General features: G+C 40.5%; 7 protein-coding genes. 5 read left to right on the forward strand and 2 right to left on the reverse strand.

All coding sequences use genetic code 11. The features are described from left to right. Positions 1-6 precede the first annotated feature (6 nt). Complete coding sequence (prlC, locus tag ACTG7L_RS10045; RefSeq protein ID WP_439328426.1) at positions 7-2,043, reverse strand: oligopeptidase A; 2,037 nt, start codon at positions 2,041-2,043, stop codon at positions 7-9. Between the two features lie 111 nt (positions 2,044-2,154). On the opposite strand from prlC, the gene ACTG7L_RS10050 reads away from it, so the two are divergent. Beyond that, a complete protein-coding gene (locus ACTG7L_RS10050) occupies positions 2,155-2,517 on the forward strand; it encodes a YbaN family protein (RefSeq protein WP_439243566.1) in 363 nt (120 codons plus the stop codon). Positions 2,518-2,612: 95 nt separating this feature from the next. Here ACTG7L_RS10050 and ACTG7L_RS10055 read toward each other — a convergent pair whose 3' ends face one another. Continuing rightward, positions 2,613-3,746 (reverse strand): transferrin-binding protein-like solute binding protein, encoded by a 1,134-nt coding sequence (locus tag ACTG7L_RS10055; protein WP_439328427.1) that lies wholly within the window; start codon positions 3,744-3,746, stop codon positions 2,613-2,615. Positions 3,747-3,962: 216 nt separating this feature from the next. Here ACTG7L_RS10055 and ACTG7L_RS10060 point away from each other — a divergent pair, with 216 nt between their 5' ends. The 4 genes from ACTG7L_RS10060 (at position 3,963) to ACTG7L_RS10075 (ending at position 13,165) form a co-directional block, all read left to right on the forward strand. After that, positions 3,963-5,537 carry a transferrin-binding protein-like solute binding protein gene (locus ACTG7L_RS10060; RefSeq protein ID WP_439328428.1) on the forward strand — a complete coding sequence of 525 codons (1,575 nt, stop codon included), beginning with the start codon at positions 3,963-3,965 and terminating at the stop codon, positions 5,535-5,537. 70 nt (positions 5,538-5,607) lie between these two features. Then, positions 5,608-7,893, forward strand: coding sequence for a TonB-dependent hemoglobin/transferrin/lactoferrin family receptor (locus ACTG7L_RS10065; protein WP_439328429.1), 2,286 nt, complete (start codon positions 5,608-5,610; stop codon positions 7,891-7,893). A gap of 128 nt (positions 7,894-8,021) precedes the next feature. After that, positions 8,022-10,367 carry a TonB-dependent receptor plug domain-containing protein gene (locus ACTG7L_RS10070; RefSeq protein WP_439328430.1) on the forward strand — a complete coding sequence of 782 codons (2,346 nt, stop codon included), beginning with the start codon at positions 8,022-8,024 and terminating at the stop codon, positions 10,365-10,367. 2 nt (positions 10,368-10,369) lie between these two features. Then, the gene (locus tag ACTG7L_RS10075) at positions 10,370-13,165 is read left to right on the forward strand and encodes an insulinase family protein (RefSeq protein WP_439328431.1); all 2,796 of its coding nucleotides are present in this window, start codon (positions 10,370-10,372) and stop codon (positions 13,163-13,165) included. Positions 13,166-13,465 lie beyond the last annotated feature (300 nt).

Consider the following 13,465-nt stretch of genomic DNA (forward strand, 5'->3'; position numbering starts at 1 on the left):
ATCTCCTTATTGAATCCCTTTGTGACGTAATAACGCCTCTAAATTCGGCTTACGCCCACGGAAGCGTTCAAATAGCTGCATAGGCTCTTCACTGCCGCCACGGGTCAAGATTTCATCTAAGAAAGATTGCCCTGTGACAGGGTTGAAAATGCCTTCTTCTTCAAAACGAGAATAAGCATCAGCAGATAACACTTCTGCCCATAAATAGCTGTAATACCCTGCGGAATAACCGCCGCCGAAAATATGGCTAAAGCTGTGTGGGGTTCTTGCCCAGTCTACACCTTTGATCACGGCGACTTCGTTTTTCACGGCTTTTAAGGTGTCTAAAATTTGATTGCTTTTGCCTGTTTGATAATGATGATGCAAGCGGAAATCAAATAAGCCAAATTCTAATTGGCGTAACACAAACATGGCGGCTTGGAAATTTTTCGCCTTGATTAATTGGCTTAATTTTTCTTTTGGCAACGGCTCGCCTGTTTGGTAATGTCCTGAAATAAAGGCAAGGGCTTGTTCTTCCCAACACCAATTTTCTAAAAATTGGCTCGGCAATTCCACCGCATCCCATGGTACGCCGTTAATGCCCGATACATCGCCCACATCAATTAAGGTCAACATATGATGAATGCCATGCCCAAATTCGTGGAATAGGGTGGTCACTTCATCATGCGTGAATAAAGCAGGCTTATCGCCCACAGGGGCGTTGAAATTGCAGGTTAAATAGGCAACAGGTTTTTGGATTGAGCCGTCAGCTTGGCGTTTGCGGCCAATACAATCGTCCATCCACGCCCCGCCACGTTTATGTTCACGGGCATATAAATCCAAATAGAAACTGCCTCGCACCTCGTTGCTTTGGTCAATTAAATCAAAGAAACGCACGTCTTTGTGATAGGTTTCTACATCAAAACGCTCTACCGCACGAATATTGAAAATGCGTTTAATTAGCTCAAATAAGCCTGAAAGTACCCGATCTTCGGGGAAATAGGGGCGAAGTTCTTCATCATTAATGGCGTATAAGGCTTGTTTTTGTTTTTCGCTGTAAAAGGCAATATCCCACGGATTCAGTTCGCTCACTTGATAATTTTCTTTTACAAAGGCGTTGAGTTCGCTCAATTCTTTTTCCCCTTGAGCTTTGGATCTGGTAGCTAAATTTTCAAGAAAATCCAACACTTGCTGCGGATTTTCTGCCATTTTGGTGGCAAGGGAAAGATCAGTGTAATGCTCAAAGCCAAGCAATTTGGCAAGCTCCAAACGCAAGCTCAAAATTTCTTCCATAATCGCTGAATTGTCCCATTTTCCTGCGTTAGGGCCTTGCTCGGAGGCTCGGGTCACATAAGCCCGATACATTTCTTCCCGCAAATTTTGGTTTTCGCAATAGGTTAACACAGGCAAATAACTTGGCATTTCCAAGGTGAAACGATAGCCCGTTTGCCCCTTGCTTTCCGCTGATTGTTTAGCTAATTGCAAGGCACTTTCAGGCAAGCCAACCAAGTCTTTTTCATCACTAATGAGCTTTTCCCAACCCATGGTGGCATCTAACACATTATTGCTAAATTGAGATTTTAAATCCGACAAACGAGCTACAATTTCGCCGTAGCGTTTTTGTTGTTCTGCAGGTAAGCCGATACCCGACAATTCAAAATCACGCAAACTATTTTCAATGGCTTTCTTTTGTGCCACCGAATAGCGAGCAAATTCAGGGCTATTTTTTAAGCTTAAATAAGCCTCATACAAGCCCTTATGTTGCCCCACCCAAGTGCCATATTCCGACAACAACGGCAAACAGGCTTGATAGGCATCTCGCAATTCTGGGCTATTTTTCACCGCATTTAAATGCCCCACAGGCGACCATGCCTTGCTTAAACGATCGTTGACTTCCGCCAACGGCTGATAAAAATTTTCCCAACTAAACTGCGGTTGTTTTAACACTTGTTCTGTCACATCACGGCAATCTTGAATGAGTTTTTCCACCGCCGGCTGAATATGTTGCGGTTCAATGCGAGAAAATGGCGGAAGTGAGTTGTTTTCCAATAATGGATTTGTCATAATTTGTTCCTTTAATAATTAATATTAATTTTCATTTCGATATAATTACTGTTATATTGTGATGAATTGTAACAAATCAAGCAGACATTGTTAATTTTATAAGGAAAAAGAATGCGTTTTTTATATATTGGATTAGGATTTCTCTGTATTGGCTTAGGCGTTATTGGGGCATTTTTGCCCGTCATGCCCACCACACCGTTTTTATTGCTGGCGTTATTTTTCTTCGGCAAAAGCTCGCCTCGCCTACACGCTTGGTTTTTGCAAACAGACATTTACAAAAAACACCTTAAATCCTTTGATGAACAACGGGCGTTAACTAAAAAATCCAAAATCTCTATTTTGACCCTCTCTACGGTGATGATGGCGATCAGTTTTTATTTCACGCCGATTTACGGACGCATTTGTATTGTGATTTTATTGCTGATTGAATATTGGTTCTTTTTCTTTTGGATTAAGACGTTGGATGAAAAATAAGCACAGTTAGTCGTGTTAATAAAAAAGTGCGGTGTAAAAAATGATTATTTTTTGCACCGCACTTTTTATACTAGGTTACTTATAGGATAACGAGGCTATTTAGTAAAACGTTTCTCCGCACCACCAAATACCCCATTTTTACCTTTGTCTTCACCCGTGGTTTGATAGAATACCCCACCGATTTGGCTCGCCACGGAACCATAAAATGCCCCTTTGCTTTCTACGCCATTGGTATTGCCTGCAAAGGTATTGCCGTCAATCGTAGCATCAAAGGCGACTTTGGTTTGCGTGGTGGTCGGATCTTTTAGGGTTACATTCACGGTTTTTTCACCAAAGTCAGCTTGGATCGTGGTATCCATTAATTGATATTTGCCTTTTTCACCATAAGCAGAGAACGCTTGGGTGTAAGTCACTTTGCCGCTTTTCGGCATTGGGTAAACTTGATCGCTGTTGCGAGAGATACCCACACCGCTTACTGGTGTGATATAACCTTGTACAAATAATGTACTGTTTTCACCCTCGTTAAATACACCAAAGTGCATATCTTGGAAACCACCCACAGCACCTTGGAATGTATCCCCATTCCCCATGGCATAGCCAGATACTTTACCCGAAGTTGAGCCCTCTCTTACATCACGTTGAGTGAAGACTTTATAATCCCCACCATTGAGTAATTCTTTGGCGGTGAAAATGGCAATTTTTTTATCGTCAATCACTAATTCATTTAAATCTTCTTGTGCGTAGTTGAGGGTCGCCGCGGCACTTACCTTACCTGTTGGACTAATGCGTGCGGTGATACCCGATAATTTTTTATCTGGCATGGTGGTGAAACCTGTGCCTACAAAGACATTGCTGATGGTATTGTCTGTTGTTGGTGTGGTTTCAGCGGGTTTGGTGATGTTCACCGTTGGTGTGGTTTCAGCGGATTTGATGATGTTCACCGTTGGTGTGGTTTCAGCGGGTTTGGTGACATTCACCGTTGGTGTAGTTTCAGCAGGCTTCGTTGTGTTGGCTGCTGGGACCGTCACATTATTCTGTGTGGAAGATGACGCACTTACATTACTGTTTTGAGCAGATCCTGTATCTTGCGTATTTAGACTTTTTACCTTGCTTTCTGTTTTCGGCGTGGCGGTAGCAGAATTTGAGTTACCCCCGCCGCCACCTGATGAACAAGCGGTTAAAGCGAGAGCTGTTGCCGTGGCGATAATACTTAAACGTAGGTGTTTCATAAGATCTCCTAAGTAATCAATTAATAGAAAAGAGAAGTGTTTCATTTATAAAGCATTTAAAGCTTTATTACTTTAGGCGATTTTATATAAATAGTCAATCTTAATAAGAATTGTTTTTGTTATTGAAAGTGTAAATAATTGTTGATAGAATGACTTTAGCATTTTGCTATTTTGTGAAACTATCTTATCAATTTGTTACAACCAAAAGGACTTTTTATGAAAAATATGAAAAAATTTTCTCTCAATTTGATTACCGTAGTATTGGCATCAACTGCATTAGCTGCTTGTTCATCTTCCAAGGGCGGTGATGATCCGAATACAGGAAAATATTTAACTTCCCCACCTACTACGCCAGCTAAACCTATTGATTCTTCTTCGTCCAGTGGGGATGAACATTCAAGCGATCATGATTCCACCACAGAAAAACAACAAAGTGCGGATCAAAATACACAAGGGATGGAATTAACACGGGGAGAAACGGGTGTAGTAGATAAAACCCAAAAAGATGATTCTAAAGCCACAGACGATGATTCTAAAGCCACAGACGATGATTCTAAAGCCACAGACGATGATTCTAAAGCCACAGACGATGATTCTAAAGCCACAGGCGATGATTCTAAAGCCACAGACGATGATTCTAAAGCCACAGGCGATGATTCTAAAGCCACAGACGATGATTCTAAAGCTACGAAAGATGATCTTAAAGCCAAAGAAGAGGCTGAAAAAGCGGATAAACCACGTGTAGATAAAAATGTGGATGAGGTGAAAAAATCTTTCAGTAATAATCAAACAACTTATGACGACGGTGATTCATCAATTAAATTTAATTATGTGAATGGTAAACTACTTAAAGTGGGTGACAACTTTGAAAGTAAAGCATTTGCGACAAATAATAAGAATTTAAATGTGCTTGTCCTTGATGGTCAAAAGATTGAATTGTATAGTGATGATGAAATTGTCAAATGGCGTGATCAATTACACCCAGATGACACAGGAACAATCGGTAGTGGAGATAATCCAACCACCTCAAAAGACATTAAAGAGGGTGAAAAATCGATTGGTAAAGTTGGTTATTTGCCAAGCAAACGTAATAGTCAAGACTTTGAGCAAACACGTTTTGGTTATGTGGTTAAAGATGGCATAACACACTTATTTGTCCAAGGTATCCGTACACCAGAAGATCAAAAAGAAGCTCGTACACCGTTTAATTATTCCGATCTAAATTCTGAATATCAAAGTAATCAAGGTCAAATATTATATGCGATCAATGAGGATGAAGATGAAAAAGTGGAGAGTATTTATACTTACCAAGGTGGGGCATTCTACGGTAAAAATGGTCAATATACCGAACTTTCAGCAGAGGGTGCGGTTGACTTTAAAGATAAAAAAATGGTACTTGAATTAAAAGATAAGGATGTCACTAAGTTAACCTTGGGTGCCAATGTGAAAGGCTTAGAGTTCGATGGAATGGTCAATGGCGTTCAAACCAATGGGGCATTTTATGGCTCTGGTGGTCAAGATATTGCTGGTGTGTTCTATCAAACCAAAGGTGTTGATAAAGACTATAATGGGGTGTTTGGTGCTAGCCGAGTTTGCTCTGGTTTAACTACATGTGAAAGCCTTGATAAAGATAGCTTAACAAGTACAAGAGAGACTTACCAAGGATATCTTGAAAAAACTGAGAATGAGTATATGAAAAAGATTTATCAACAACGAATTGATCAGGCAAATGAGGGACTTAAAAAAGTTGAAGAAGTCAAGTCTAAATTAGACAACATTACTATTGAGTAATCCCTAAACCTAACGGCGGTTCGTCCGCCGTTTTTTTGTTTTTAGCTTGATAATTTATTAAGGAACATACATGAGTTCGACATACAGATTAACACTTGGTGCGTTCTGTATTGCCTTAGCACTTAACCCTGCTTTATCTCAAGCAGAGGAACAATTAGACCAAATTAATGTGGTAGGCAAGGAAGACGTCAAAATTCACGGCGAAATCAAAAAAACACGTCGTCAAATTCAAGATGAATTAGTTTCTGACAGCCGAGATTTGGTGCGTTATACCACAGATGTTGGGATCAGTGATAACGGTCGCCATACTAAAGGCTTTGCAATTCGTGGGGTGGAGGGAAACCGTGTCGGGATTATTATTGACGGTGTGGCATTGCCCGATTCGGAAGAAAATTCCCTTTATGCACGTTATGGCAACTTTAACAGTTCACGTATTGTGATCGATCCAGAATTGGTGCAAGGTATTGATATTGTGCGAGGATCAGATTCCTTTAATGCGGGGAGCGGAAATCTCGGCGGCAGCGTCAATTATCATACTTTGACGGCGGATGATATTATTTTACCAGCGGATGAAAATGGTCAACGCAATAAAGTCGGCGTATTGTTAAAAAGTGGTTTCGGCAGTAAAAATAACGAATGGACCAATACAGGTGGTTTAGCCTATAAAGACAACGGCTGGGAGGCGGTGGCGCTTTATTCACAACGCCGTGGGCAAGAAATGAAAAGCCGAGGTAATGGCGAAGATATTTATGGTGATGCTCGTGGTATTCCCGATCCAAGCAATCACCGCAATCATAATTTCTTAGGCAAACTGTCGTATTTACTCAACGATACCCATAAATTTAGTGTGTCTTATACAGGCGCAAGAAATTGGGCGCAGAATGATGAAAAATCCTATGCTTTATTAGACAGTTTTTTCCGTAACAGCACCGATAAAACCCACCGTGATAATTTAAACGTAGCCTACGAATATTTCCCTGTCAGTGATTATTTGGCTTATGTCAAATTGGATTACGACTGGCAACGCACGAACGTTGAAGCGTTAAATTACAAAACCTATCGTAATATTTCCTTAATTGAATGGTACGATCGCAGGATGCGTAGCCGCTTTAATCGGATTTCTTTGCGTGCAGATAGCGTGTCATTGGGGGAACGTTTTGGTACCCATTTATTGTCTTTACGCATGGGCTTATCGGACAAGCGTTTCTATAATCAAAATATTGATACCATTGAGTTTCCGAGCCAAAATCAAACCTATGTATTGCCTTATACCATTCAAAATCCAGTGAAAACCATTAACTTTTATGCCTCTTTGCAAGATAAAGTGCAATGGAATGATACTTGGAGCAGTAAATTTGGTATTCGTTATGATTACACTAAATTGAACCCACAAGATGTGAATGAAGTCTGTCATGCTTGTGAGAAAACCACGCCAAAAGGAGCAGAGTTCCAAGGCTTAAGTGCGAGCGGCAGTTTAGATTATCAAATCAATGATATTTGGCGTATTGGTTATAGTTTATCTAGCGGTTACCGTGTACCGTCAGCCTCTGAAATGTATTTTACTTTCAAAAGCCTATCGGGTAACTGGCTAGCTAATCCAAAATTAAAAGCCGAATTAAGTTTCAACAACGCTATTCAGATTTCCGCCAATGGCGATTTTGGCTCTGCAACGTTGAATGCTTACCACACGAGCTACAAAGATTTCTTGTATGAACGAGAAACTGTCGCTTGGGTAAGTTGTGGCGAGCTTTGTAGCCCAACAGAAACTAACGGTTATGCCGAAACCTTATTCCAACAGGCTCAAAACTTAGATAGAGCCCGCATTATGGGATTTGATTTCACGGGAAAACTTAATCTGAATGGTATTTGGAATAAAGTGCCACAGGGTTGGAATGCCATGGGATCGGTGGGGTATAGCAAAAGTAAATTATATGATACTGATTTGAGCTTACTTTCCATTCAGCCAATTAAAGTCATTTTAGGCTTTGGTTACGACGATCCTGATGATCGTTGGGGATTCTCCGCCCGTTGGACCTATCTTGGCGCCAAAAAAGGCAAAGATGCGCAAATTCTGAATGCCTATAATGATCCTCGTGGCAAAACCAAGGATTACCCATGGTTAAACGGCTCAGCCGCTTTATTTGATGTATTCGGTTTCGTCAGAGTAAATAAAAACATTACGTTACGTGCCGGTGCCTATAATATTTTCAATCGAAAATATCATACTTGGGACGCTTTGCGAGGCATCAACATTACCGCTAGCACCACCAACACCGTGGATAAAGAGGGCAAAGGCCTAGAACGCTATTATGCCCCTGGCCGTAATTTTGCCGCCTCGGTAGAAATGCGTTTCTAGTGGGATTTCACATAAAAAAGCCTTGAGTCGTTGAAATTCAAGGCTTTTTTAAGCATAGTTGATTATTGTATTCCATTTTAATCTTGATTATAATTGTTGATAACGATTATCAATATAAAGGATTTATTATGAACAAAACACAAAAAACCTTATTAGCGGTGAGCATTTGCCTTGCACTTTCCGCTCAGGCAGAACAAACTACGCCAACAAAAAACGAAAATCAACTTGCTGAAATTGTGGTGTACGCCAATCAAAACAGCAGAATTTCATCAAGTCAAGCTGTTAGCAGTGAAGATATTAAACAACAACCAGTCAGCAATGGCAATATTTCTGATTATTTAAAAGCCAATCCGCACGTTCGTTTTGAGCAAAGTGATGAAAGCAGTTTCCAACGAGGTGAAATTAAACCTGTTGCAGTGTCAATTAATGGGGCAGAGTCTAATCAAACCAGTTATTTTGTGGATAACGTCAATGCCAATAATGATTTAGGGGCAGATTTGTTTGATGGTTCAATGTTGAGCTTACCAGTGGCAAATAGTCCACAAGCCTATTTTTTTGATGCGAATTTGTTGTCTTCCGTCACGGTTTACGACAGTGATATTTCGGCCAGTTTAGGGGGATTTACTGGCGGTGCGGTAGTGGCGAAAACCAAACAATATGACGGCAAAGATGGCGTACAGTTGCGTTATCGGACTTCTCGTTCACAATGGGCGAAATTTCATTTAAGCGATGAAGATCGGGCTAAATTTGAACAGGCTACACCCAATGGCAGTAATGCAGATTATCAACCGAAATATGATAAACAGTTTTTCAGCATTTCGGCACAAAAAGCCTTGGCTGATAATTTAGGGGTGGTGGTCGGATTAAGCCAACGTGCTGCCCATATTCAGCAACAGCGTTTAATCAATCCGCAAGGGGATACGGACAAACAAGATCATACTCGCCGTTCCACTAATGCGTTATTGAATTTTAACTGGACGCCGAATGATCAAAATCGAGTTGAACTCGGTTTACGTTATTCTAATTACCGTGAAAGTAAATTCTATGCTACCAATATTGATAGCGATGTGCGTGATTATCATCAGGCCTATGGTGGTACGTTGGCGTGGGTGAAATCCTTGGATAATGGGGTGTTAACCACCACATTAGCGTACGATCAGTTTAAAGATAAACGGAAATCCGCCTCTACCCAAATGAAAACCTATATTGTGGATGGCGATGAATACTTTACTGGCGGAATGGGTAACAGTGATTTAACCCAAGATAATTTGCACGCCTCAATGGAATATGCCCTTGATGCTTTTAATCTTGGCACCACGGAACATTCCATATCCTTAGGGGGCATTTATCAGTTTACCAAATATCGTTTTAACCGTGATCAAGATGCCACAGGTGAAATCTATAATCAGGATTATTTTGACGATGATGGCGACGGTGATTATGATGAATTAGTATTGGGCAGCTCAAATCAAGTTCATAAAGGCAAAGTGAAAGCCAGTTACCAAAATATAGCGGTTTATTTGGAAGATTTAATCAGTTGGAAAAATCTTGAATTTCGCCCTGGGGTACGTTTAGAACGAGATAACTACTTAAAAAATACCAATTTTGCACCGCGGTTTGTGGCAACGTGGAAACCGTTTGAGCAAACTAAATTAAGTGCAGGCTGGAACCGTTATTATGGTCGTTCTTTTGCGTCAATGAAATTAACCCAAGCCATCTATAAATTAGAAGGCTACGATGATTCTCGTTTTACCTACAATGACTTATCTTCTTTCAAAACGCCACACACGGATGAATTGAGTTTAGGCTTGCAACAACAATGGGCGAATGTGATTTTCGATGCCAAATACATTCACCGTAAAAATAAAGATCGCATTGTGTTGCACGATGACGGCAGTGAGCGTTATTTTGCCAAAGGGCAAGATTACAGCAATGATGTTTACACCTTACAAATCAAAAATGCTGAACCGTGGAAATGGGGAGCAACGGAATGGAAAACAGCATTGGCTTTCGACTGGCTTGATATGAAAGGGGTCAATACGGGCAATTATGACGGATCTTCCTTGGTGTATTTAGACGGTAAATTAATGACTCGTGATGCTATGCGAGCCAAAATTAACAGTAATCGTGAAGAATGGGAAGTGCGTTTAGGTTTAGATATGGCGGTGCCCGATTATAATGTGGTGTGGTCGAATAACCTTTATGTGAAAGCCCCGATCAAAGGTGCCAGTGAAAATGATGATGAAATCAACGGATTACCTGCTTTCCGTAGTTACAATTACGGCACCCATACCCAGTGGGATAGCAGCATTCGTTGGCAGCCGAAAGTGTTTAACAATCATTCCGTATTTGTGAAATTTGATGTGTTGAATGTGTTAAATAAAACGCGTCGTGGCATAACATCATCAGGCGAAGATTACGGCTTTTACAGTGCAGGGCGTGAATATTGGCTTGAGCTAGGCTACGAATTTTAATAATGAAAGCGATCCTAATTTTATTGGCAAGCCTATTATGTGCTTGCCAATCTTCTTTTCAGCCCCGCTTTAATCTGTCGGATCCTTTGCCTTTTGAGCCTATGGCATTGCAAGGGAAATTAGATAACGGTTTGCGTTATCTCATTTTGCCGAGTGATGATCCGAAAGGGCGAGTGTATATGCGGTTGGTGATTAATGCTGGTTCAATGAATGAAGATGATGACCAAAAGGGCATCGCTCATTTAGTGGAACATATGGCATTTAATGGCTCGGAACAATATCCGCAAAATCAGATTATTAATGCCTTAGAGCAGTTAGGAATGAAATTTGCTCGGGATATTAATGCGTTTACGGATTTTGAAAACACAGTTTATACGTTAAACATCGCCAAAAATGATGATAAAACCCTGAAATTGGCATTAAACGTGATCGACCAATGGCTAAATCATTTAACCATTTTTCCGCAAGATTTGGATTTAGAGCGTGGTGTGGTGTTGGAAGAATGGCGAGCTCGTTTAAGCCCGATGTTACGCTTAGGGGATAAAAAAAGCCAAGTGGAAATGGCACATTCTCGCTATGTATTGCGAGATCCTATCGGCGATGTGAACATTATCAAAAATGTCACGGCACAGCGAGTGAAAGATTTCTATAAAAAATGGTATCGGACAGATAATGCCATATTAATTGTAGTGGGCGATATTGATCGTCAACAAATGGAAAAATTAGTACAAACGCAATTAAATGCTCCGAACCCACAACAAAGGATTCCTTTGCCGAAAATTGATTATCACATTCCCTTGCCCCAACAATGGCGATTGGCGACAGTGTCTGAAAAGGAAATTAAAGAACCGAGTGTTGAATTTAGCTTGTTTAGCGATGCTAATGATAAAAATACCGTGGGAGCCTATCAGCAAGATTTATGGCAACAGATTGTGATTCGCTTGATGAATTTACGCTTTCAGCAGTGGGAAACAGCGTTAAAGCAGCAAGAAAGTGCGGTGATAAATACAGCGAATTTTTATCATAGCCACTTAGGCAAACAAACCTTGCAAGCCACCTTTTCATTGCAACTGAATGATCAACGCTATCAACAAGCTATTTCTCAACTGTTTCATTTTCTTGCTGAAATTTATCAAAATGGGTTCACTCAACAAGAACTCAATGACGAAATTCAACGCTTGCAAAAACTCAATGAACGTCAGCGAGAAGTGAAAGCTACGAGTATTAAGATGGCGAATGATTTGATTGTTTCAATGGCAAACAATCAAACAGTGTTATCAATGGAAGATAAATATCGTTTAAATCAACAGCTATTGGCTCAAATAAAGTTAAGCGATATTCACCGCACTTTTCAGCAAATGTTGCAATTAAAAGCCAAATTAATGTTGATTACCCAACCTGTGCCACAACAGAAATTATCCTTTACTGCCAACCAGTTAGCACAAGAGTGGCAACGTTTATTATCCCAACCGCAACAGCATTGGCAAGCGGAACAACAAGATGTGAAGTTGCCTGAGATGGAGTTTGGACAAGGGAACATTCGAGTGGAAAAACGTTGGCAAGAGCAGTCTATCACCGAATTTCGCTTAAGTAATGGCAGTAAACTCGTTTACTTATACAGTAATCAAAGTCCACAACAGGTGTATTTTAAAGCCGTGACCCAAGGCGGATTGCGTTCTGTACCAGAGAATCAATATCAAGCCTTGCGAACCGCAGTCAATTTGGTGGATGAAACCGGCATCGGTTCTCTTTCTCAGGGTGAAATTAATCGCTATTTTAGTCGTAATCCCATTGCCTTTACTACCGTAATTGATGACGAAAAACAAGGTTTCACGGCAGCGGGTAAAGCGGATGATTTGGATAAATTACTGTTGCTGTTTCGTTTAAAATTACAAACTAATCCCGTTTCCAATAAGGTATTAATGGATTATCGAAAAGCCTTAAATCAAGAGTTGAAAGAGCATAATAAAGAAACGGAATTTATGCAAAAAGTAGCAGCGTTACGTTTTCCCAAGCGAGAAACCGTGTATAGCAAAAACCGCAAAACTACCTTAGATTTAACCGCACAACAACTTTCTGCGTTGTATCAACATTATGTGGCGGAGAAAACGGATTTTACCTATTTTATCGTAGGTGATATTGATGAAACGGCGGTGCAAAAATTAGCTAAATTTTATTTAGCCACAGTGCCAGTGAAAAAACAAGAGCGAGTATTTACCCCAATGATCGCCCAGATTCCGACAACACCGTTTTACTTAACAGGCTTGCCTGAACCTAGAGCAGATGTCGAAATTTATTTTACGGCGGAGAACCACTGGCAAGCAGAAAATGAAAATTTGTTAGATATTTTAGCGGATATTTTACAAGAAAAATTGCGTCTAGCCTTGCGAGAACAATTATCAGGCGTGTATTCGGTGAATACGTGGTTTAGTCAAGATCCTTTTTCGCCCCAATTGGAAGGAAAAATTGAATTTAGTTGTGAGCCTAAACGAGCAGAAGAATTACGCTTGCAAGCACATAAAATCATTGATGAACTGTTAGAAAAAGGCATTGATCCGACATTGCTGACGAAAAAAGCCGCCGAAAAACAAAGCCAATTAATGTTAGCCAAAGAATCGATTTTGGCACAATTTGGGGCGTTGGAACAAAGTTATTGGCTGACAGATAGCCCTGCGTTAATGAATGTCGATAAGCAACTGGTCAAACAGGCAACCAAACAAAGTATTGAAAAATTGGCTCAACGGATTTTGCAGAAATCCGCTAGATTTGATGCCGTGTTAACAGGTCGAGAAAATTGAAAAGCGAGGGGTTGAAATCTGAATAGAAATCCTTATAATACAAGAGAGGGCGGACCGAGGTCCGCCCCTAGTTGGGTTGCCAGTCTAGCTAAATGCTTGCGGTGTGTCGCCAGACAGCAACAAGATGATTGTAATGAGCAGTGCCCATTTTAACCACGTCGGCATACTTGCCTCCTTATCAGTTTTAGTTTTAAGCTAAGCTGATCGGGGCTTTCGGCATAGTAGACAAAATAGTTGGCACTTTTTTATACACTATGCTCTAGTAGACAAAATAGTTGGTTTTGGTTATTTTTAATAATT

The organism is Lonepinella sp. BR2357 (assembly GCF_051851525.1).
Taxonomy (GTDB): Bacteria; Pseudomonadota; Gammaproteobacteria; order Enterobacterales; family Pasteurellaceae; genus Lonepinella.